Source organism: Sporomusa intestinalis (assembly GCF_055383785.1).
Map to the genome: position 1 here is coordinate 1 of NZ_AP042390.1, position 20,189 is coordinate 20,189.

Below are 20,189 nucleotides of genomic sequence, written 5' to 3' on the forward strand. Positions count from 1 at the left end.
CAATCCGCCTGCAGGCGAGCAGCAGGTACATTAAGCCTCGCGTTCAAATTCTACTTCATGCCCGTCATTGCCAAGTGTTTGTAATGCCGCCTCAAGCTCTCTCGCTTTTATCAGAATATAATCTGTGTTGTAGGTGGAAACAGCAAAAATGCTGATACCTGCCTGGGCAAGGGCGGTGGAGATTGCCGACAGTATGCCAACTAAGCTGAAGTCCAGTATCCCGGTTATTTTCAGCGCCCGCCAGCCGCGCTCACACAAAACGTCTTCTGCAGGTATTGCCTTCTCCGGACAAATAATTGATATTTCCTCAGATGTCTTGGTAATTGAAAAGAACTCTCCCTGTTGAGCCCACGGGGGAATAGGCTGGCCGGGCTTTAACCGGCATATCCCCAGTAAAACCGGCACAACTGCAAATGTAAGCTTTTTTCCGTTCATTGTTCCTCCAACGCTAAATTGGTATAGCTAAGTTGATTGATAACCGTAAAAATATGTACTGAATATATTTTACAAGATATCCGGCAGTCATGCTACTAACGCCCAGCGGCCTTTCTCTTTAATGGCCAGTATCTTATCATGATAGGGAAAAAGGCTGCTGCGATGGCGACACTGACAATCCCGGTTGTCTTAAGCTCATTGCGGAGCATTTTATACAATCTTTTTTCGGTTGCCTCATCCAGTCCGGAAGTGGCCTCATCCAAAAACAGCCACTGCGGTTGCTGCAAAATAGCGCGGGCAAAAGCAATCCGCTGCTGTTCGCCCGTAGAAAGGATATGGGACCAATTTTCCCGGTCGTCCAGGCGTCCCACCAGTCCATTTAAACTACATTTCTTCAGAACGGCTACGATTTCTTCGTCCGGACGCAGGCCTGCCTGCGGATAAAGCAGGACCTCCCGTAAAGTTCCTTCCGGCAGATATGGCTTTTGCGGCAAAAACAAGCACTGCTGGTTATGTGGTATCCGGGTACAACCCTCACCAAAAGGCCAGATACCGGCTATCGCTTTGATCAGCATACTTTTACCGCAGCCTGATGGTCCGGTAATCAGCAAAGAATCCCCGGCTTGCAGCTGCATGGCAAAATCGTGTATCAACAACTGGCCATTTGGCAGCCGGACATTTAGACTCTCGACCGATAAAGCCATCTCCGGCGAAGCAATAACCCGGATTGCCGAATTTTCCCCAACCAGCCGCATCTGTTCCATCATATCCATAAAATTTGCCAGCCTTTTGACGATTGCTTCCAACTTTGCCAGCTCTTTATACCAACCGACAAAAAATGTCAGCGACTTTTGCACCCTGTCAAAGGCCGCAGCGATCTGCATCAGTCCGCCGAGTTGAATCTGCCCGCTGAAAAACCGCGGCACTGTTATGACATAAGGCAGCGGTTCAGCTCCCCGGTATAAACAAAAAATTAAACAATCCAGCACTTTTTGCCTGTTTATATATTTATATAGATTATCATAGACCTTTTTAAAAGAGCCTTTCAGCAAATATCGCTCCTGCTGCTCGCCTGTATATAAGGCAATGGCCTCCGCATATTCCCGCAAACGTATTAATCCAAAGCGAAAATTAGCCTCAAAACACTGCTGTTGAAAATTAAGGTGCACCAAGGGCTGTCCAATTTTGGCCACAATTACATTGACCATAATCGCATAGCCAAGCGCAATCCAAACCATATCACCGGGGATAATAATAGTCCATTCTTGCCAGGACAAAGAAAAAGACCCGGACAATTGCCAAAGAATGATCATAAAACTGCATAAAATACCCAATGTGTATAAAAACCATATAAAAATTTTTAAAAGCGATTCAATGAACAGTTTTACATCTTCACTCATGCGCTGGTCAGGATTATCGATACTGTTGTCCCTTATATGCATATAATAGTATCTGTTAGAATACAGATATTCCTGTATAAACCGGTCTGTCAGCCAGGTGCGCCATTTAAGCTCCAGGATTTGATGCAAATAACGCTGATAAACAGTCACCGCTAAAGCGGATACAGTTAGAATAAGCCAAAGAATAATAGAATCAAAAAATGCCGCTAAATCCCGGTCCTGCAGGGTATTGAAAAAAATATTGCGCCACTTGTTGAGCCATACCTGCAAATAAACATCAACAGCGGTCAGACTAATAATTGCCAGCAATAATAACCCGGCATACTTTTTTTCTTTTGATCGCCAGTAGCCATTGCCAACTTTCCAAAGCCCCCGCAGCAAAGAGAATTTTTTTACTTCCGCCAACTGATTTTCTGTCAGCTTATTTTCTACCAACATAAAATTGTCAACCCACGCTCCCTTATTAATGCCAGATTGTGAGAAATACTGTCATTTTTCTATTCGAAATCGGATACTTTTATAAAATGGAAATTAACCGACATATAGTAGATCATAGCTACCCGGTTTATTAATTTTTTTATAGTTGAATTAAAAATAATTATATATGATAATGAAAATCAATGTCAATTAAGCAAATAATTTACCGGTTTCTGTCTCGGACAGTTAGGATACGTCTGATGCCAGGCGGTTCCTGGTAGTTAAAAATAAAAGAACCATTACCGTCTTAATTGTAAGACGGTAATGATTCTTTTATTTTTATTCAATGTTATGTTCACCAGCATCCGGGATGGGGGCGCAATCAATACAGGATTAAGGCTCCCGGCCAAGTGATCTCACGGGAAACTGCAGTAGACTATATACGGACTACCTGCGCCACCAGTAATATACTGTCAGTATAAGCGGGATCGCCAGGGCCAGCGCGGATACATTATTCCATTCCGAGCCTGCCAGTGGTGCGATCAGGCCAAATAAGGTAAGCAGGATGATAGCGGCCGGTAACCGCCAGATTTGCCATAATGACTGCCGTACCGGCCGGATTGGCCTAATAACCGGCTGTCGATTGGCCGCTGCCTTGCTTGTATTGGGGCTGAATTTAACAACCCAGGCATAAATGCCGGTAATAATCATAATGCAGGTCAAGAAATCGGTAACAAACCATAACATTTTCAGCGGCAAGGTGTCATGATTACTGAAATGAACCGGACTGGCCATTGAAAATGCCTGCAGGTACCAGGGCTGCTCAGGAATGGCGGTAATCTCACCGGTCGCTGCATCGACCCAGACAGACTGATTCAAATAGGCGCCAAAACCATCTCCCTGGGTCCGGACTGTATAATGCCAGGGCATCTTTCCGCCTGCCTGCGGCAGTTCCAGGCCTGTTATCCGCCGGTCAGGCAAGGCTGTTTTGGCAACTGCCAGCGCAGAATCAAGGGAAATGCGCTGTGCAGGAGAAGGTTTACCCTCATATGCCTGCAGAAACTCCCTGCGGCTATGTTCATTCCAGGCATTGTGAGCCGGACCGGCAAAAACAAATATAAAACCGCTTATACTTAATAATACCGTCCAGGAAAGCGTGACAATGCCCAGCAGTTTATGCCAGTCCACCCAGTAACCCCGCCGGCTGGTGGCCCGCAGGGAGCCAAATGATACTGTTTTCATAAACGGGGCATACAGCCACAGGCCCGAAATCAGGGCAACCACACTTAACCCGCACATAAAGCCGAGCAACTGCCTGCCGAACGATCCAAGATACATATCCACATGCATCCTGTACATAAAATTAATAAATTGTTGAATAAACTCATACTTAACTTGTTGATTGGCGCGCTCAACAAATTGGCCTGTATTCAGGTCCAGGCGAGTATACTGATAGCCTTTGCCGGCCCCCTGCAGGGAAAAGCCGATGGTCTGGTTAACATGATCCAGGTAAATGGCCCGCAGATCGTAACCGGGATAACGGGCCACAGCCGTTTCCGCCAGCCTGCTTACAGACAGGTCGGCTGCGGCCGCCGTGGCCACAACTGAATTTGCCGGATTACTGACCTGGTTAAAGGCGGCGATCTCCCGGCCAAAAATCAACGGCAAAGCGCTGAAGCACATAATGAAAAGAAAAATAGCGCAGATCAGACTTGTCCATTTGTGAATTTTATACCAGTATTTCATAGTTGTAAAAGCTCCCCCCTGCCCGGTAGTAACGGGCAGCTATCCGGTAGTCCCGGGTATTAAGCTGACAATACTGCCTGACTTTGCCGCTTGTTTAAATAAAAATAATAATCATTATCACATAGATGCTTAAAAATTTTTCCTGCCGCTTAATTTCCAGTCCTGGGGGCGTTCAGAGCCCAATTGACTTTTACTAGTATAACAATCCCGAATTTTATCCGTCAAGAACCTGAGCTACCGTAAACGATTTGTTGCCTGCACCGGCACATCGCTGAGAATGTCAGGCCTGTCAGCAGGTAAACGGTGCTAAAATAGGCCTGTCGCGTGATAGAAAGGAGCAGAAATATATCATTTGGGATTATACGGCCGTCTTTCATCCTTTAGGGGCAGCCTGTGCAAAAACAACATCGCAGCCGGCGGCTGGGGCTACCGGCATGGGAAGAAAAGATCAATGCCAGGGAAAAAAAAGCGTCTGCCATGCTTTGGCCTGCAGACGCTTTTTTCAACGAGTGAAGTCCTGTCAATTTGCATTTACCCGTCCAGGCAAGGAATGGAAATCTTTTTGCTAAGTCGGTATTAGAATTAAAAGCCAAAGGACCTGCGGATATGCTGGGGGGAAAAACCATGCACCTTCTTAAATGCGGCGGCAAACTTACTGGCATTCCGGTAGCCTAGTGCATTGGCGATATTTTTGATGTTCTTGGCATCATCCCATAAGAGGCGCAGGGCATAATTCATTTTCTGCCGGCGAATATAATCGGCAATGGTCATGCCTGTCCAGGCTTTAAAGCAACGGTTGAGTTTAGAAACGCTCATGCCGGCAAACTGCGCCAGTTGGCTGGTCTTGGGCGAGCGGAGTATATCTTTGTCAATTTCGGCTTGCACTTGTTGAATGAATTTGCGGTTTTGGTAAGTGAGGTGGCTTTTGCGGCTGCTCTTCAAGTACCTTTGCCAGTGCCCCGGATACGTAACGTTGCGCTGGATGAGGGTTATTATCTCAAGCACTTTACTTTGGTAATAGACTAAATCCAGACCGCCATTTATAATAGAGTGCTTTAGCTGGTCAAAGACCAGTGCAAGCAGGGGGGTATTATACTGCTCGCTGTGCAACGCCAGGGCATTGGCTATAGTAAAAGGCCGGCTCTTTAAAGCCCCGGCGAGAAAAGCCCCGGCGACCGTAATGCTGGTATAAACAATCCGGTCAGGAGCGGAAAAAGTCATTTTGACAGGCTGCCCGTGCTGGACAAGCAGATGAATGCCGGGCTGCAACAGCCGGCCTTTTTTTCCCTTTTCAAGTATTGACAGTTTCCCGGAGTCAAAGGAGCAAAGCCAGAGGCAGCTGCAGGGGGGCGCATATATTTTGGTAAAAGATTCATGAGGCTTGAAATAGGCCCTGGTGACAAACAGCCCCGGAGCCGGGCAGACTTCCTTAAGCCAGCTGTTCTCTTTGTCAGCCGGCCGCAGGTATTTCACGCCTTCCTTATCCAGAGTGCTTTGATAGCCCAGTTGCAATGCCAGACTTGCAGCGCTTAACAGGTCAGGCTCTGTATGCATACGCGTCAACCTTTCTTATATGATGACTGCTTGTTTATATGATAACAGTTATCACCAGCAATGACAATTTCCCGGGCATAAATCAGCAAATCCAACCGGGGATAAAAAGGCTCCTGAATTTCATCCTCCCGGCCTTTACAGCAGCGCGCAAAGACCGTACAGACTCGCCGCGAGCCCGCTCAGCCCAGGGAAGGCAGGTTCAGGCAGCGTCAAGCGGACAATCATTGACAGGCAAAAAATGGCCTTGTTATAATGGGCTCCAAGGTACCTAAATTGATATAAGGAGGCGGTTGTGGCAACCAGAAACAAGGAGCCATAAATTTTTTATAATTAACATCGATAATGATTTTCAATATCATTTTGTCTTTTTAGCTTGACAAAAGAATACGGGAACATGGTGTGAGGGGTTGATTGCTGATTTATGAAACATATCATAGCGCGTATGAAATACAGCCTGTTGTATGCGATGGTAGGCGGAAGCCTGTTCTGGCCGCTGCCGGCAACAGGTTATGCCGCTGAGCAGATCGCCGGCGACCAGACGGTGGAAGAACAGGCTTCTAGCCAGGCTGAGGGGACAGCAAGCCCGGAGGTATTCAGTCTGGCAGGGGTGGAGGTAACCGCCGGCAGGCTAAGTGAGGACCGGGGCTATGTTGCCAAACGCAGCCGCGCCGGCACGAAAACGGACACGCCGCTGGCGGAAAGCGCCCGCTCCATCAGCGTCGTTACCCAGGAGCAGTTGCAGGCCCGGGGCGCCAACAGCCTGGTTGACGCGCTGGCCTACACCGCCGGCGTAGCCAACCTGGAAAACAAGTATTATTTACGGGCTCACATCCGGGGGTTCAGCGTTGGCGCGGGTCTTACCTATACCGATGGGCTGCGCGGCTATACCGGGGGCTGGTCCTTTCCCAATACCGATCTCTACAGCTTTGATCGGATTGAGGTGCTGCGGGGACCGGCGGGCATTCTTTACGGCGCCGGCAGCCCAGGCGGCCTGATCAATCAGGTGAGCAAGCGGCCGACGGCGGAACCGTTCCACGAAATCGAGCTGCAAACAGGCAGCAACCGTGAACGCAGCGCCGCACTGGATGTAGGCGGCCCGGCGACGGCTGACGGCAAGTTGCTATTCCGGCTGACCGCCCGCAATTATAACAAGGATTTATATCATGACTACAGCAGTGAATCCCGGCATTTTATTGCGCCTGCCCTTACGTGGCAGCCTGATGATCATACCAGCCTGACGATATTGACCCATTTCCAGAAAGAAAACAGTGACGGTGACGCCCACGGTCCTGTCCGTTATTTTCCGGGTCACAACTTTTATGGCTACTCTGACCGCTTATTGGCCGGCGAACCGGGCTATGACGGTTTTGACCGGGAGAATACCCAGATCGGTTATGTGCTGGAGCACCAAATTAACGCTACCTGGGCGGTCAGGCAAAGCTACCGGCATTCAGACCTCGGGGTCAATTACCGCTATATGACCTACGACGCTCCCGTCAACGGCATTATCAGCCGGCTTGCGCGCTATATCCTCAGTGACCTGACCGGAGATGCCCTTGACACGCATCTCCAGGCGATCTGGTCCGGGGGGGCGGTTGCGCATACCGTGCTGCTGGGGGTTGACTATCAGCGAAGCACCTTGAAATATTCCGAAAAATACGGCGGTCAGGCCTCGCCGCTGGATCTGAATAACCCGAACTACGGGCAAACTGTTGACGTTGCCGGTCTGCCTTATACTTATATTGCCGACACCACAACCAGACAGACCGGCTTTTATGCGCAGGACCAGATGAAATTCGGCCAGCGGTGGACGGCGATTGTTGGCGGACGGTATGACCGTTATGACAGTGATACCCTGAACCGTCTGTCCGAAGCCCGTACCGTCATTGACCAGAATGCATTTACCGGGCGGCTGGGTGTGATCTATGACGCGGGGCGCGGCCTGATGCCTTATTTCAGCTATGATGAGTCCTTTGAAGGCCAGTCCGGTGTCGACCGTTACGGCAACCGCTTCGACCCGACGACCGGCCGCCAGGTTGAGCTGGGCGTCCAGTACCGGCCTAAGGATGCCAATGCCCGTTTTAGCGCCGCCGTGTTTGATTTGCGCAAACAAAATGTATTGACAAGCGATCCCCTAAATCAGACTTTGGGCGGGAATTACAGCGTGCAGACCGGCGAAGAACAGGCCCGGGGCCTGGAACTGGAAGCGAATATGCAGATGGCCCAAGGCCTTAATCTGACCGCTGCCTATACCTTGCTGGACAAAAAAGTCACTAAGGACAATAATCCGGTCCGGATCGGGCTGCGTGAGGCCGGCGTTCCCCGCCACAGCGCCTCGCTGTGGCTGGATAACACCAGGCCGGATAAGCAGGCGGGCGGCTGGAGTTTCGGCGGCGGCGTACGCTATATCGGCTCCCGTTATGACAGCTCCAACGCATATAAGCAGCCGGATGTGCTTGTGGCCGACGCCATGGTGCGCTATGATGCGGACAAATGGCGTTATCAACTCAATGTACAGAATCTGTTTGACAAGCAGTATGTCGTAAGCTCCTATCGGAGCTACTACTACGATAATCTTCATCCCGGCCGGACAGTGCGGCTTACCGCCTCCTGCCGCTGGTAGGCGCGGCCAAAGACCACAACCGGCAACCGGTTGACGCCGTAATTGCGCTAGGCTGCCGCTGTTATATAAGTTGTATTATCAATCCGGAGCTTCAGTATGCGGTAGCTATAAAATACTTAAATTAAAATAAGCTGCCAAAAAACACAGGATATATAATCTGTGCTTTTTGGCAGCTATTAATCATCGGCCTGAAATTCCCTGCCTGGCTAGGATTTTTTATTGATTGGGGGCCTGTTCATTGCCGGGCTGGTTGACAGCCTCTTCTTCCGGCAGATATTTCTCCACTTTGACATTGAGCGGCAGCACAATGGAGCTGGCTATCGCCTGCTGATCGCTCGTGTAAGCCGGTGTAAACACCGATTGCTGAATGGAATCAATAACTGCCTGATCGAAGGCCGCATCGCCGGAGCTTGTTATGACCTGGATATTATTGTCCAGCGTTCCGGTCTCGGTGATTGTTGCCTTAATTCTTACCAGAATGGTTTGCTCCGAGTATTTCTCCCGCAATTCCGGCGTGAGGCCAACAGGCGCTAATGTGATAATTTTGGGAGGTGTCACAGGCTCTTTCGCCTGAGCCATAGCCGGACCGGCCACCCCCAGACCCATGATCGCAAACAACAGGACTGCAATAAACCATTGTACTTTTTGAATATATTTCATGCAACCACCCTCTCTTGACTTTTATTTATTGGTTTCGGCAAAAGGATGCAAATTCCTGCACATGAGAACTATTCTTATTTATATAAAGCAAATTATGGCAGTTCTGCCGCCGGCCAACAGCAGCACACCTTCAAGACAGCGAGTTAATTTGTTTTGGCTACTATCAAGTTTAGCGAGCTTATTGCCATGGCTAATACTCCAAAGCAACATAAGTTTGCTCCTGTTTAACAGGCACTATTGCCATTTGCCTTTTGACAAGTCAACCATATTGCCCGCTGGGGCATAGGCTACCCGCTTTGCCACCTGCGTCAGGCCGGCGCGGTGAGAGTTGACCGCCCTAGCGCCAATTGTTATAATAATCAGGTGTATTGATAATGATTACATTTATCAGCAGAATTTCTGTAAAATTCCACCACCGGTCCTATTATCAGGCTAATGGACCAGCACAGGGGGCGAGGACGATTAATATAAGGCAGACAATCCTCCGGACCGGCTTTGTTCTGCTTTGCTGCAGCCTACCGCTTCAGAGCTATGCCACGCCGGTTATACTCACACTGCCGGACAGCATCCGGTTGGCGATAACAAGCAGCCACGACATCAGGATTGCCGAGTTGGAGACAAGCAAAGCGGATTTGGAGCTAAAAAAGAATAAGGCCCGTTACCTGCCTACCATAAGTATGACACATACCCAAACCCAGGTAGCCGAAAAACCTAAACCGGAATACGGCAATTACATAACCCTCAGGCTTCCCTTATACGACGGCGGCCAGACCAGGGACCGCGTGACCCAGTCCCAAACCGCACTTTTCAGTTCAACCGACTACCTGGATTACGCCAAGCAGCAAGTGGCAATAAACGTATTTCTCGATTATTATGATGCCCTGGCAGCGCAAGAACGCAAAATTCTGACTGAGCAGGCGGTCCACCAGCTTACATATTATCTTGACGAGGCCCGGCGTCGGTCTGGCGCCGGCGCAACAGTCCAAACCGAAACTGACCTGGCCCATTTCCGGCAATATGACACACTGCTGCGCCAACAAGAAGAGCGACAGGCTTTTGACAAGCTCAGCCAATTACTGCACCTGCCGCCTGATCAGAAGCTGATCCTGACCGAAACACCGGCGCAACCGGTGCCGGCTACGCTGCATGAGGCAATCGACCAGGCCCTGAAGCATCGCCAGGACCTGGCCCAGGCCCGACGCAGTCTTCAGGTTGCCACCTTAGGGACGAAGATAGCCGCCAAAGAAGCCCGGCCTACTGTTTATCTCTATTTCGTCATGTACGACCTGGGGCTGCCGGAGCAATACTGGTACTCCAGTCTGTATGTAACCGGTGATTTGTTTGACGGTGGCCAAACAAGATTGAAAGCCCGCCAGTCTGATCTAAATGCCGCTATTGCGGCCGAACGAATTCAGCAAAAAATGGAAGTTATAAAGCTGGAAACAGCAAAAGCTTTTGAAAGCTGGCAACAGTCAGGCCAGTTACTGGCGGCCGCAGAACAGCCGGTAAACAGAGCGGAGGCAGCCTATGCCGCAGCTGCTGAGGGCTACCGGACCGGACAAGCCGATATGGCAACAGTCCTGGGCGCGCATGCGGACTTAATAACAGCCAAAACCAATCACCTCAACGCCCGTTATGACTATTATAAAAACCAAGTCCGCTTACTGCACGCCACCGGTACACTGCCGCTATTCTGACAATGGTCCAGCCCATCCAGTTGCTAATAAACAGCCGGCATAGGCTGAAGTTATTTGCCGGCTTTGTTGGCAATGTAGGACTGCTGTCTATTTTTGAAAAATAATTGCGTTCTTATATTGAAAATGATTATCAATTTCTGCTATTATAAAAAGGGGGCAACTCTTTAACTCAGATATGCTGACTGGTGCCATCCAGTATATCCAGGCAAGAGTAAAGATGGTTATTAAATGATTACATATAAAGGAGAGAATTATGGAACTTATAACACAAACTATTGATTTATTTCACAAAGGCGGGCCAGTCATGTATGTATTGCTTGTCTGCTCGTTGTTTACCGTTACCATTTTTGTCGAACGTTTTCTCTATTACCGCAGCCGGTCCGCCCAGTCGCAGGATTTCCAGCAGCAGCTGCTGCCATTGCTGGAAAAGCAAAAATTTAACGAGGCTGTCCAGGTCTGTGAACAATCAAGCCCCAATTTTCTGGCCGCTGTCGCCTTGGCCGGTCTCCAGGCCTGCCAGCGGGGCAGTCAGATTGAAAATGCCCTGGAAAGCGCGGCTGCGCTGGGTGCAGCCCGCCTCCGCGAGCGCCTTGATGACCTGAGCATGATCGTTACGATCGCGCCTTTACTCGGGTTATTAGGCACTGTTATCGGCATGATCAATTCGTTTAGTATATTCAATGTGCAGTCTGGTCAACCAATGGCCATTACCGGCGGTGTTGGCGAGGCGCTCATTGCCACAGCGACCGGCCTTAGCGTCGCCATACTGGCATTACTCCTGCACACCTACCTCTCCCGCCGGGTCAACCTTATGATAACCGACATTGAGCAAATGGCAGCCTTGATTGTCAGTTATGTACTGATCAAAAAAACAAGCAGGAGAGAATCCCATGAAATTGCGTAGTCTCCGGGTAGAAAACCAGCCGCAGCTTATGATCATCCCGCTAATTGACATTATTTTTTTCCTGCTGGTCTTCTTCATGATGAGTACGCTATACATGGTCGAGCAGCATACCATCCCGATTAACCTGCCGCAGGCAGCGGCCGTTCAGCAGGATAAGCCCAGCAGTATCAATGTCACAGTAATGGAAAATGGCAGCATTATGTTTAACCAAGAAGAAATTCCCCTGGAATTGCTGAGCAAACGTGTAAACCTGGAGATTGGCAAAAAATCTGATACTGTGTTTATTTTGCGTGGCGATAAGCAGGTAGCCTACGGACAGATTGTAACCGTTCTCGATGCACTGAAACAAGCGGGAGCCCACCGGGTATCGGTAGCGGTTGAGAAAGCGAGGTAACTATATGACCTATGCTTTTTATTGGCGTAAAGCCATCACGATATCCGTCTGCTTACATATTTTTCTGATAGTCGCAGCCGGTTACATGGTAGCCAGCCTGACAACCTTGGCAGCTATACCTGAAGAAATTGTCATGGAAATGGATCTGGTAACTGATCCCGGTGACCGGGCAAATATCGACCCGGGACCGCCGGCCCCGACAGAAACACCGCCTCCCCCCCAGCCGGTGCCACCTGAACCAGTGCCGGCCGAGCCAGTGCCAGTTAAAGCGGAAGCAAAACCGGTTGTTACTACCAACGAATTATCCGTGCCTGAGGTAGAGCGCCCGGCAGTGCCAGCCGCAGGACAGCCGCAAGCCGCTGCGAATACCGGCTCAAGTCCAGGCACGGGATCCGGCAGCGCGGGTACACAGGGATCACCTGGCGGCATTGCCGCCCCGGGTATCCTGAGCAAAGTCGACCCTTATTATCCGCCAGCCGCCAGGAAGGCCGGGCAAGAAGGCACGGTGCTCTTACGAATTCATATTCTGGCTAATGGCCGGCCCGGCGAAATTAGCATTGCCCGTTCTACCGGTTATACAACATTAGACGAAGCAGCGGCCGAGGCCGTGCGGAAATGGCGGTTTATCCCGGCCAAAGACCGCAGCAGCGGCCGGACAGTAGCCTGCACTACAACGCTGCCCGTATCCTTTCGCCTCCATAACTAAAAACGCGGGGACAAACAAAGAGCCAGGGGAAATAAAGTTCCCCTGGCTCTTTGTTTGTCCCCGCGCGAGGTGAGTATAAACGGAAAAGCGGCGCGTAGCATCAAACCTCCTTTGCAGCGGCTATCTACGACAACGGCTTGATTAAATCATAAGCAATGCAGACAGGACGGCCGGTCCGGGCCTCATTGATAACCTGGGCGTCAATCTGGAAAACATCCCGCAATACCGCGGGCACCATGACTTCTGCCGGTGCCCCGTGACAAAGCACGGCTCCGTCCCTTATAGCAATCATATAATCAGCAAAACGGGCCGCAAGATTAAGATCATGCAAAACCATCACAATTGTGCAGCCCTGGCTTTTGTTCAGTTCGGCCAGCAGCTCCAGTATTTCCAGTTGATGGGACAAGTCAAGGTATGTCGTAGGTTCATCCAGCAGGATAAGCGCCGTTTGTTGCGCCAGCGCCATGGCGATCCAAACCCGCTGACGCTGCCCGCCGGAAAGAGTATCCACAAATCGCTCCGCTAAAGCCTCCAAGCCTGTCACAGCCAGCGACCAGGCAATGGTCCGGCGATCCTCACTGGACTGGGTGCCAAAACCCCGTTGGTGAGGAAAACGCCCATAAGCCACCAGCTCTCTTACAGTCAGCCCGCCGGGCGCCAGCGGGCACTGGGGCAAAATTGCCATTTTACGGGCCACTGCCTTGGTTGAAAGGAATCTAATATCCTGACCGTTCAAGTAAACCGAACCGCTCTGCGGACGCAGAATGCGGCCTAAAGCTTTGAGGACAGTAGACAAAAACATCGATCTACCAGATGAAAAAACATAATAGCAATCCGCTCCGGCTGTTTTTCAATAAAAACCTCGTGCCCTTTGGCATCTATATAGATACGTGGGAAAGACGCCTCGTTCCCCAGTTGCTCCATATTGCCGGCCGGCTTAGCGCCAAACTCCTTATTCGTCTGCTTGCCACCCCCTGCCAATATTCCCGCAATAATTACAGGTAACAAAATAAGAAGCCATACTCGACTCACAACTTCACCTCAAGCTTCGCCACATTCCCTTTCATTGCTTGCAAAAAAAAAATCAGGAATAACTAATCTATTCCCAATTCATCCAGTATTTTTTTGCAGACACCTTTGTAATGTACTAGGGCAAACACCGGTGCGCTTTTTAAAAATCTTACTGAAGTAATAGGGATCAGCGTAACCTACATAAGCAGAAACTTTTGCCACTGAACAGCCTGTGCTGGACAGTAATTGCCGCGCGCGGCTGATCCGCTGTTCAATCAGATACTCATTCGGGCTTATGCCGGCATGTTTCTGAAACAGATAGGCGAGCTGTTTACTGTTCAAGCCATACTGCGCAGCCAGGCCGGGCATTGTCAGCGGCTCCATAAAATGGGCGTCCATATACTCCATCGCCTGCTCCACCAGCTCCCGGTTGCTTTCATTCCGCCGGTTGCCGTAACAAGTCAGCACCTCATCAATAATCGTAAAAAATAATGTTTTTGCCCGCAGGGCCTGTAAACTTCCCGGCACCATACTGCTGCGGTGAAATTTTTGCAATAAATCGCTCACGCGGGGATTATACCCCGGTTCCAGTTCATAGTGAGCGGATGAGTAAGGAAACAGGTCCCTGTCGCTGTCAGCAATTCTATAGTGCACTAGAATGAATTCCCATTCCCCGTCCCCCACGACCTCTTTATCCAGTGCCATACTGGGACCTGCATGAAAAACCTTGCCAGGCTCCATCTCATAGGTTACACCATCAAAAGCCATCCTCGCCCTGCCGCGCAGAGGAAAAACAAGCCCACAGGCCTGTGCGGTATATGTACCCATCAGCTTTCTCCCTGGTTCGATTACACTTCTATGGGCATCATGGATTTCAAGCGGTATCTGGGAAAAATATTCGGCTATTTCATCTATATCAGCTTTCAATCTGCATTCCTCCTTTTAACAGCAGCAGCAGCCGGCCTAATCATACTCAGGCTGACCTAATAATAACCACAAAAATCGGGTCACATTTACACTAACGGAGCAATGCGTTAAGCATTTCAATTTTATCTCACAGATGAAATTGATTATCATTTACATTATAATGTTTTTAGTTTATGCTTGTCAATAATAGGACCCGCAGATTGCTTTATTAGTTCGCCCGCGATTTATAATCTGGAGTGATGCGAAGCCAGCAGCAACGCCAGACTTATCGCCCTGTTCTCCGGTTTGCTACCAGGGCAGCTATTCCCATGGAGTCGCCGTTAAAAACATAAATACATCACTTTCAATTAGAATAAATATACCTATCCCAATAAAGACAACAGGCACAATTATATTTTTGTATTTTTGAATGGCGCCTTTTATTCCAGGAAAACTTGTTATTTGCTCCCCGATAAAACACCATACAGCAATTAACACTAAGAAGACAATAATGGTTACCATAAGTTCAAGTATATTTAGTCTTGTAAATAGTGGAACATAAATACCTATATTATCGGCGCCATTGGCAATCGTAACTAAAGCAACATGTAGGATCGCCGGATTAATTACCCGGCTTAATACAGCCTTTATTTTGGATTGTTCGGGCGCTGGCGCTTCAGGTCCGGTATTGGCGCCATGTACATGTAGGAGGCTATCCTTATAGGTTTCTCTTGTTTCTGCTTCTGTTTCCGCCATAATCGCCCTTGCTGACCCAGCATCAGCTTTTTTCTCTTGCCTAAATTCCAGCCATACTTTAATTCCCAGCATTATGGGCACTATTCCCAGCAATCCTGTATACTGCTGAGGGACTAAGTTCAAGCCCATTGAACCTAAAACGCTTATAAGCAGAAGTATGATTATGCCAAGATATTGACCGATAATAATATGATGTTTTTTCATTTGAGCGCCTACTTGTGAGAAAAACACCATCAGCACAAAAATATCATCAATGTTCGTACTTACAAAGGAAATAAAAGCCGTCACGATTGCGCTTATCATTTTCTTCCTCCCGGCTATTGCTAAATCTATTATAAATAGAAAAAGCCTATGCACACTGATAGTGTGTATAGGCTTACTAATCCAGTTTTAACCATGTTATCTATGGCTGACTTCAATACTTAATAAAAAGTATAAACTGCCCCCGCCCTATACGGTGATTATAATTATACCACACTGCGCACTAACGGGATCAAGCCTTTTAGCAAAATTTATTTTATTACATTCGTAAAGTATAACCCCTTCCAAATCCTTATAATTGAACAAGCTTACACCGCCGCTCTACAGCGTCTTCTGATTGAGGAAGGGCAAGCCGGAGGACAGCCCCCGGCTGCGCCGGGCCGCGTCAGTCAGTTGTATCCTGCAAATCTGTCCTCCTGCAGCAAACATCAACCTGGTCTGTCACACCCTCACAATGCTGTGGGGGCTTTTTTATTGTCGCCAGGCTGCGGCCGCAAAAAAGCTGCCGGCATCACCGGCAGCCTCCCTGCAAAAACTGGATGACCGTTCCACAACCAGCGGCGGGGCGGGTTTAACGCCGGCTGCCTGCAGGCAAAACCCTGCCGCGCCAACGGCGAAACCCTAATCCCGAATGAAGCCGTAACAGGTCACCCGTGCCTGGTAGTATTTCAAGGCAGCCCGCGTCAGCTCTACCCGTATCCATTCCGAACCGTCCCGGCTGGTCACCAGCCGGCCGCATAGCACCCTGCTGCTTTGCAGCTTCTTCCAGACCTGCTCAACCGTCAGCATCGTTACCGCCTACCGTTCCCCGGCGGGCATGGCTCCGGCAAGGGGCGGGCCTTGCTGAACAGGCTGCCCTCGTTTTCTTGCACTTCGATTGTAGCGCCGGGTAAAAAGCCAAGCTCCTACAACCATCTGCCCTGCAAGCGGATTAAGGGCCAGGTTGCGCCGTTTTGCCGGGTATAGTAGACGGTAAGAATGCGGGTACTCTTTTGCACTGTAGACATGCTATATTCCCCCTGTGCCAGCCAGCGCCGGACCGGGCCCCCGGCCAACAGGGGCCCGAGTGCCGGCAACATGGCGGTGATGGGGGAAATTAAAAAGCGCATGCAAGGGTTTTTTATCCCTACACATGCGCTTGGCTTCGTCGTGTGCTCCATTCCCGTACTCGGCAGCCGTCGCCAACCGGCTGCACCAGAGAGGCGTTCCCATCGTATGTAAGACGCCTGCCTCTCCGTTGACAGTAAGAGTAGAGGAATAGGCTCCATCGTCTGCTGCGTCAAGTCGCACACAAGCAGCACCCGCCCTGCCGGCAGCTCCTGTCATACGCTGGGCCGCGCTTGTATTCAAGCGGCGGGCATTGTATAATAGAACTGTCGCCGTGGACAGCTTGCTGTTACGTGTAGGTGTCTTCGGCACCTTGCGCGTGCCTGAAAGTGTTCCTGCACTTTCGGGCCGCGGCGGCTTTTTAATTTCCACCTAGTTCCATTATAGCGCATCTGCACCGAATTGCAAGTAAACTGGACCGGCCAACGGGGATTTTTTCCCGAATGCTTGCATATTTTTGTACCGCTGGGTATAATATAAGAAAAGGACTGACGTGCTCGACACACGCCAGCCCCCACAGGCTGTCTAACCGGAAAACGGTTAGCCCTAGTTGACGTTATTTAAGAAATAGTCGCCATCTGAGCAGGGGCGGCTATTTCTTTTTGGTTGTGACTAATACCACAAGCGTGGCAAATGCAATCGCAAATGTCAATGCTTCGTAAGTCGTCATCATACCACCCCCTTCCTGAAAAGGAAGGGGCTAACCGTCCCCCGAGCAGCCTGTACCGTCAGTATAGCATATTTTGCCAAAACTGAGAAAGAAAATTTTCCCGGCTATGCGTGCCGCCGTCACTGGATGAGGGCGGCTTTTTTTGTTTTCCCTGCCGCGGCCAGCCGCCGTCCCTGCCAGTCCGGGCGCGGGTGTTAAGGCGATATTGAAGTTATTTCGTATTAACCGTATCGTCCATGCCGACTAATCAACGCGCTCGCTACGCTAAAATCCTTCTTCTCCCATCGTTGTTCGCATACCAGCCATAATAAATGGCAAAATAGCTTCCGCCAGCTTATCGGCTGTAGTCGGCCGCCCTTCCGTAATCCAGCGATACACGGCACCGTAAATCGCCCAACTGGTCATAGTAACCGCTAATCCTTCCTGCCTGGACCTGTCAGGCAATACGCCCTGTCTGGCCAAACAGTCCGTAATGATTTGCTGCAATTGCAGTTTTATCTTGTCTTCGACTACCGGAACATTGAACTGGTAGCCGCGCTTACATTGCGCGCAGAGGCTTTCATGCAAATCACAGACAGACAAAATCAACTGCCGCAGTGTTTCCCGTGTCAACTCCGCCGGAAAGGAAAGCCGCTGGGAAACTAAAGTCCTAAAAGTGTCTGTGAGCACGGCCTCCACCAAAGCGTATTTGTCATCAAAATGGGCATAAAGTGTGGCCCGGTTCACCGTGGCTCTTGCCGCAATGTCGTGAACCGTAATCGCCGTAAAATCTTTTTCCCTCAGTAAGGAAGCCAAAGCGTCCTGTAAAAGTTTCCGCGTACGAATGACCCGTGGGTCGTTATCGTTGGGCCGTAATGCCATAAATTGCGCTCCCCTCTTTTTCACCGGCTTTGGCTTAACGAAAAACTTTCGCAACAGATTTACCGCCTGTGTTGCTTAACCAACAGACAGGACTTATTGTTGGTTGCATAAATGCCTAGGTATTGCTTATTATAATAGACAACTGTTGCTTTAACAATACCCGTTGCCTTGCAGTGTCCGAAATTTTACCCGCCTTACCAACGAAATGCAGTGCGTTGGGATTAAACACTTAAGGAGGAACGACTTATGAAAACATTGGCACTGATTGGAGCTGGTCCGGGCTTGGGCTTTTCCATTGCTAAAAAATTTGGCCAAAACGGATTTCGCATCGCCCTGATCGCCCGCAACCAACAAAGGCTTGATACCATGGCCACTCAATTGAAAACGGAATTTCACATTGAGGCCAAAGGATTTGCCGCCGATGTGATGGACCGGGACAGTTTGGTAAGCGCGTTCACCGCCATTAAGAAAGCCTATGGTTTTATTGACATTTTGGAATTCAGCCCCGCCATTCCCATGGACCGGTATCAAACTACGCTGGAAGTGACGCCGGCAAGCGCCCTGCACGAATTCGAATTTGAGGTCCTTGCCGGACTGACCGCTATTCAGCAGGTGTTACCCGCTATGCTGGAAAAGAAAACGGGCGCTTTGCTGTTTACAACGGGAATTTCATCGGTTCAGCCCTTACCCAGGCTGGCCAACGTAGGAATTGCCATATCAGGATTAAGAAATTACTTGACCAACCTTCATCATGAAGTAGCACCTAAAGGTATTTATGTGGGGCATCTCGCCATTGGCGTAATGATCCAGCCAGGCCAGGAAGGCGACCCGGATACCATTGCCGATGTCTGGTATAACATGTACGACAAGCAAGACCAGTTCGAAACTATTTTCCCCAGAAAACTATAATTCTAAGGCCAATTACAACCTGGCAATCAGTTTTCGTAACGAAAGACAGCGTGCCGCTTGACACGCTGTCTTTGCTAATATTACCTCTTAAAATCCGCACACTAAGGCCAATTTCGGGCGGCCTAGTCTCTCCGGCTGCTCCTTATTCATAGCATCGGGCAAAACTTCAAGCACGATATTCAGTATGGTGAGTAATGCCGCCCAATGCAACGCCCTTCCGCCGCTTTTTCTCCGGTAATGCCGTTGTCTCTTCCGTCTGTTCTTCCCGAATGCAGCTCTCCCAGTCCAGATTAAAAGCCTCAATCCGTTCCGCATCCGCCGGCGGCGGGCCGTACACAATTTTCAGCATCATTTTTTCGTGACCGCCATCCTTTCGACGCAACTGCACATCTTTGACCGTTTAGAAAATGCAGTTGCCGCCGCGTTGTTATACGGTTGTTGTAAAACTGCTCTGAAAACGAAAAAAAGGCTTTACGAAAATGCCCGTAAACCCCTGAAATATCTATGGCGACCCCGGCAGGATTCGAACCTGCGACCTTTTGATTCGTAGTCAAACGCTCTATCCAGCTGAGCTACGGAGTCATGTTATATTGACCAAAAGCATTTTACCATACTCGCTTAGTTAAAGTCAAGCTTGTACAAAAAAGTCCCCTGTGTATTATCCACATACCTATTATCCTACTTATCCACAATCCCAATCCTTATAGCGTCACTATTTATCTCCTGCTCCACAGATTTTTCCCACAGTCAATCACATGGTTATCCACATTTCCACGTGTTTTGGGGATAAATTTGTGGATAAGTTCGTTATTTGCCGGATAAAACGAAATAGCGTGATTTTCATCACGCTACCGGCCGGCTCCAATCAACATGAACACCGGTTTTTTCCCAGATTCGGGTAAGGGCTGTTTTAAGGTGCTCGGCACTCTCGGCAGGACGAATCGTGACATCCTTAAAATCCATAAGGCCTTCGCCAGCTACCCGGATTATATGTTCTGCCGCCAGATAGGTTTCAATGATCTGTCTGGTGGCAGCATCGTCAAATACCACTTTGACAGACTTACTCCCCTCGTCATATTCAATATATCCGCACTTATTATTATGCTGGACAGCCACTTTAAAATTCTTTTGCATAACTATCGCCTCTTTTCCAGTAAACACATACTTTGATA

At 49.5% G+C, this 20,189-nt stretch carries 21 protein-coding genes and 1 tRNA gene; 8 read left to right on the forward strand and 14 right to left on the reverse strand.

Features of this window, described 5'->3' with window-relative positions; translation table 11 throughout:
* Nucleotides 1–30: 30 nt before the first annotated feature.
* The 4 genes from ACZ481_RS00005 to ACZ481_RS00020 all read right to left on the reverse strand — a co-directional run bounded on the left by ACZ481_RS00005 (nucleotide 31) and on the right by ACZ481_RS00020 (nucleotide 5,552).
* Nucleotides 31–435, reverse strand: coding sequence for an ACT domain-containing protein (locus ACZ481_RS00005; protein WP_464768173.1), 405 nt, complete (start codon nucleotides 433–435; stop codon nucleotides 31–33).
* 95 nt (nucleotides 436–530) lie between these two features.
* The gene (locus tag ACZ481_RS00010; RefSeq protein ID WP_464768174.1) at nucleotides 531–2,273 is read right to left on the reverse strand and encodes an ABC transporter ATP-binding protein/permease; all 1,743 of its coding nucleotides are present in this window, start codon (nucleotides 2,271–2,273) and stop codon (nucleotides 531–533) included.
* A 426-nt stretch (nucleotides 2,274–2,699) separates the two neighbouring features.
* On the reverse strand, nucleotides 2,700–3,998 hold the full coding sequence (locus ACZ481_RS00015; protein ID WP_464768175.1) for a PepSY-associated TM helix domain-containing protein: 1,299 nt from the start codon (nucleotides 3,996–3,998) through the stop codon (nucleotides 2,700–2,702).
* 582 nt (nucleotides 3,999–4,580) lie between these two features.
* Nucleotides 4,581–5,552, reverse strand: a complete 972-nt coding sequence (locus tag ACZ481_RS00020) for a helix-turn-helix domain-containing protein (protein ID WP_464768176.1) — start codon at nucleotides 5,550–5,552, stop codon at nucleotides 4,581–4,583.
* A gap of 421 nt (nucleotides 5,553–5,973) precedes the next feature.
* On the opposite strand from ACZ481_RS00020, the gene ACZ481_RS00025 reads away from it, so the two are divergent.
* Nucleotides 5,974–8,175 (forward strand): TonB-dependent siderophore receptor, encoded by a 2,202-nt coding sequence (locus ACZ481_RS00025; RefSeq protein ID WP_464768177.1) that lies wholly within the window; start codon nucleotides 5,974–5,976, stop codon nucleotides 8,173–8,175.
* A gap of 216 nt (nucleotides 8,176–8,391) precedes the next feature.
* On the opposite strand, the gene ACZ481_RS00030 is transcribed toward ACZ481_RS00025, so the two are convergent.
* Nucleotides 8,392–8,835 carry a TonB family protein gene (locus ACZ481_RS00030; RefSeq protein ID WP_464768178.1) on the reverse strand — a complete coding sequence of 148 codons (444 nt, stop codon included), beginning with the start codon at nucleotides 8,833–8,835 and terminating at the stop codon, nucleotides 8,392–8,394.
* Nucleotides 8,836–9,209: 374 nt separating this feature from the next.
* Here ACZ481_RS00030 and ACZ481_RS00035 point away from each other — a divergent pair, with 374 nt between their 5' ends.
* The 4 genes from ACZ481_RS00035 (at nucleotide 9,210) to ACZ481_RS00050 (ending at nucleotide 12,536) form a co-directional block, all read left to right on the forward strand.
* Nucleotides 9,210–10,532 carry a TolC family protein gene (locus tag ACZ481_RS00035; RefSeq protein ID WP_464768179.1) on the forward strand — a complete coding sequence of 441 codons (1,323 nt, stop codon included), beginning with the start codon at nucleotides 9,210–9,212 and terminating at the stop codon, nucleotides 10,530–10,532.
* A 253-nt stretch (nucleotides 10,533–10,785) separates the two neighbouring features.
* Complete coding sequence (locus tag ACZ481_RS00040) at nucleotides 10,786–11,436, forward strand: MotA/TolQ/ExbB proton channel family protein (protein ID WP_464768180.1); 651 nt, start codon at nucleotides 10,786–10,788, stop codon at nucleotides 11,434–11,436.
* Nucleotides 11,423–11,830 carry an ExbD/TolR family protein gene (locus tag ACZ481_RS00045; protein ID WP_464768181.1) on the forward strand — a complete coding sequence of 136 codons (408 nt, stop codon included), beginning with the start codon at nucleotides 11,423–11,425 and terminating at the stop codon, nucleotides 11,828–11,830. The genes ACZ481_RS00040 and ACZ481_RS00045 overlap by 14 nt, the downstream gene beginning before the upstream one ends.
* Before the next feature lie 4 nt (nucleotides 11,831–11,834).
* The gene (locus ACZ481_RS00050; protein ID WP_464768182.1) at nucleotides 11,835–12,536 is read left to right on the forward strand and encodes an energy transducer TonB; all 702 of its coding nucleotides are present in this window, start codon (nucleotides 11,835–11,837) and stop codon (nucleotides 12,534–12,536) included.
* Nucleotides 12,537–12,660: 124 nt separating this feature from the next.
* Here ACZ481_RS00050 and ACZ481_RS00055 read toward each other — a convergent pair whose 3' ends face one another.
* The gene (locus ACZ481_RS00055) at nucleotides 12,661–13,338 is read right to left on the reverse strand and encodes an ABC transporter ATP-binding protein (RefSeq protein WP_464768183.1); all 678 of its coding nucleotides are present in this window, start codon (nucleotides 13,336–13,338) and stop codon (nucleotides 12,661–12,663) included.
* Between the two features lie 11 nt (nucleotides 13,339–13,349).
* On the opposite strand from ACZ481_RS00055, the gene ACZ481_RS00060 reads away from it, so the two are divergent.
* Nucleotides 13,350–13,541 (forward strand): hypothetical protein, encoded by a 192-nt coding sequence (locus ACZ481_RS00060; protein WP_464768184.1) that lies wholly within the window; start codon nucleotides 13,350–13,352, stop codon nucleotides 13,539–13,541.
* A gap of 105 nt (nucleotides 13,542–13,646) precedes the next feature.
* Here ACZ481_RS00060 and ACZ481_RS00065 read toward each other — a convergent pair whose 3' ends face one another.
* The gene (locus tag ACZ481_RS00065) at nucleotides 13,647–14,474 is read right to left on the reverse strand and encodes a helix-turn-helix domain-containing protein (protein ID WP_464768185.1); all 828 of its coding nucleotides are present in this window, start codon (nucleotides 14,472–14,474) and stop codon (nucleotides 13,647–13,649) included.
* A gap of 300 nt (nucleotides 14,475–14,774) precedes the next feature.
* Complete coding sequence (locus ACZ481_RS00070; protein WP_464768186.1) at nucleotides 14,775–15,512, reverse strand: cadmium resistance transporter; 738 nt, start codon at nucleotides 15,510–15,512, stop codon at nucleotides 14,775–14,777.
* Nucleotides 15,513–15,924: 412 nt separating this feature from the next.
* On the opposite strand from ACZ481_RS00070, the gene ACZ481_RS00075 reads away from it, so the two are divergent.
* Nucleotides 15,925–16,095, forward strand: coding sequence for a hypothetical protein (locus tag ACZ481_RS00075; RefSeq protein ID WP_464768187.1), 171 nt, complete (start codon nucleotides 15,925–15,927; stop codon nucleotides 16,093–16,095).
* On the opposite strand, the gene ACZ481_RS00080 is transcribed toward ACZ481_RS00075, so the two are convergent.
* The 3 genes from ACZ481_RS00080 to ACZ481_RS00090 all read right to left on the reverse strand — a co-directional run bounded on the left by ACZ481_RS00080 (nucleotide 16,092) and on the right by ACZ481_RS00090 (nucleotide 18,108).
* Nucleotides 16,092–16,259, reverse strand: a complete 168-nt coding sequence (locus ACZ481_RS00080; protein ID WP_464768188.1) for a hypothetical protein — start codon at nucleotides 16,257–16,259, stop codon at nucleotides 16,092–16,094. The genes ACZ481_RS00075 and ACZ481_RS00080 overlap by 4 nt on opposite strands.
* Nucleotides 16,260–16,478: 219 nt before the next feature.
* Complete coding sequence (locus ACZ481_RS00085) at nucleotides 16,479–16,760, reverse strand: hypothetical protein (protein WP_464768189.1); 282 nt, start codon at nucleotides 16,758–16,760, stop codon at nucleotides 16,479–16,481.
* Nucleotides 16,761–17,511: 751 nt separating this feature from the next.
* Nucleotides 17,512–18,108: a TetR/AcrR family transcriptional regulator gene (locus tag ACZ481_RS00090; RefSeq protein ID WP_464768190.1), complete on the reverse strand. Its 597-nt coding sequence runs from the start codon at nucleotides 18,106–18,108 to the stop codon at nucleotides 17,512–17,514.
* A gap of 246 nt (nucleotides 18,109–18,354) precedes the next feature.
* Here ACZ481_RS00090 and ACZ481_RS00095 point away from each other — a divergent pair, with 246 nt between their 5' ends.
* Nucleotides 18,355–19,017: an SDR family NAD(P)-dependent oxidoreductase gene (locus ACZ481_RS00095; protein ID WP_464768191.1), complete on the forward strand. Its 663-nt coding sequence runs from the start codon at nucleotides 18,355–18,357 to the stop codon at nucleotides 19,015–19,017.
* 166 nt (nucleotides 19,018–19,183) lie between these two features.
* Here the strand turns inward: ACZ481_RS00095 and ACZ481_RS00100 are convergent, their stop codons facing one another.
* The 3 genes from ACZ481_RS00100 to ACZ481_RS00110 form a co-directional block, all read right to left on the reverse strand.
* Complete coding sequence (locus tag ACZ481_RS00100) at nucleotides 19,184–19,399, reverse strand: hypothetical protein (protein ID WP_464768192.1); 216 nt, start codon at nucleotides 19,397–19,399, stop codon at nucleotides 19,184–19,186.
* A 123-nt stretch (nucleotides 19,400–19,522) separates the two neighbouring features.
* Nucleotides 19,523–19,599: transfer RNA gene (locus tag ACZ481_RS00105), tRNA-Arg, on the reverse strand.
* A 261-nt stretch (nucleotides 19,600–19,860) separates the two neighbouring features.
* Nucleotides 19,861–20,151 carry a hypothetical protein gene (locus ACZ481_RS00110; RefSeq protein WP_464768193.1) on the reverse strand — a complete coding sequence of 97 codons (291 nt, stop codon included), beginning with the start codon at nucleotides 20,149–20,151 and terminating at the stop codon, nucleotides 19,861–19,863.
* Between the last annotated feature and the right edge of the window lie 38 nt (nucleotides 20,152–20,189).

Coding starts and splice junctions, on each gene's coding strand:
- ACZ481_RS00005 (WP_464768173.1), bottom strand. CDS start 435: ATGAACGGAAAAAAGCTTACATTTGCAGTTGTGCCGGTTTTACTGGGG.
- ACZ481_RS00010 (WP_464768174.1), bottom strand. CDS start 2,273: ATGTTGGTAGAAAATAAGCTGACAGAAAATCAGTTGGCGGAAGTAAAA.
- ACZ481_RS00015 (WP_464768175.1), bottom strand. CDS start 3,998: ATGAAATACTGGTATAAAATTCACAAATGGACAAGTCTGATCTGCGCT.
- ACZ481_RS00020 (WP_464768176.1), bottom strand. CDS start 5,552: ATGCATACAGAGCCTGACCTGTTAAGCGCTGCAAGTCTGGCATTGCAA.
- ACZ481_RS00025 (WP_464768177.1), top strand. CDS start 5,974: ATGAAACATATCATAGCGCGTATGAAATACAGCCTGTTGTATGCGATG.
- ACZ481_RS00030 (WP_464768178.1), bottom strand. CDS start 8,835: ATGAAATATATTCAAAAAGTACAATGGTTTATTGCAGTCCTGTTGTTT.
- ACZ481_RS00035 (WP_464768179.1), top strand. CDS start 9,210: ATGATTACATTTATCAGCAGAATTTCTGTAAAATTCCACCACCGGTCC.
- ACZ481_RS00040 (WP_464768180.1), top strand. CDS start 10,786: ATGGAACTTATAACACAAACTATTGATTTATTTCACAAAGGCGGGCCA.
- ACZ481_RS00045 (WP_464768181.1), top strand. CDS start 11,423: ATGAAATTGCGTAGTCTCCGGGTAGAAAACCAGCCGCAGCTTATGATC.
- ACZ481_RS00050 (WP_464768182.1), top strand. CDS start 11,835: ATGACCTATGCTTTTTATTGGCGTAAAGCCATCACGATATCCGTCTGC.
- ACZ481_RS00055 (WP_464768183.1), bottom strand. CDS start 13,338: ATGTTTTTGTCTACTGTCCTCAAAGCTTTAGGCCGCATTCTGCGTCCG.
- ACZ481_RS00060 (WP_464768184.1), top strand. CDS start 13,350: ATGAAAAAACATAATAGCAATCCGCTCCGGCTGTTTTTCAATAAAAAC.
- ACZ481_RS00070 (WP_464768186.1), bottom strand. CDS start 15,512: ATGATAAGCGCAATCGTGACGGCTTTTATTTCCTTTGTAAGTACGAAC.
- ACZ481_RS00075 (WP_464768187.1), top strand. CDS start 15,925: ATGCTGTGGGGGCTTTTTTATTGTCGCCAGGCTGCGGCCGCAAAAAAG.
- ACZ481_RS00080 (WP_464768188.1), bottom strand. CDS start 16,259: ATGCTGACGGTTGAGCAGGTCTGGAAGAAGCTGCAAAGCAGCAGGGTG.
- ACZ481_RS00090 (WP_464768190.1), bottom strand. CDS start 18,108: ATGGCATTACGGCCCAACGATAACGACCCACGGGTCATTCGTACGCGG.
- ACZ481_RS00095 (WP_464768191.1), top strand. CDS start 18,355: ATGAAAACATTGGCACTGATTGGAGCTGGTCCGGGCTTGGGCTTTTCC.
- ACZ481_RS00110 (WP_464768193.1), bottom strand. CDS start 20,151: ATGCAAAAGAATTTTAAAGTGGCTGTCCAGCATAATAATAAGTGCGGA.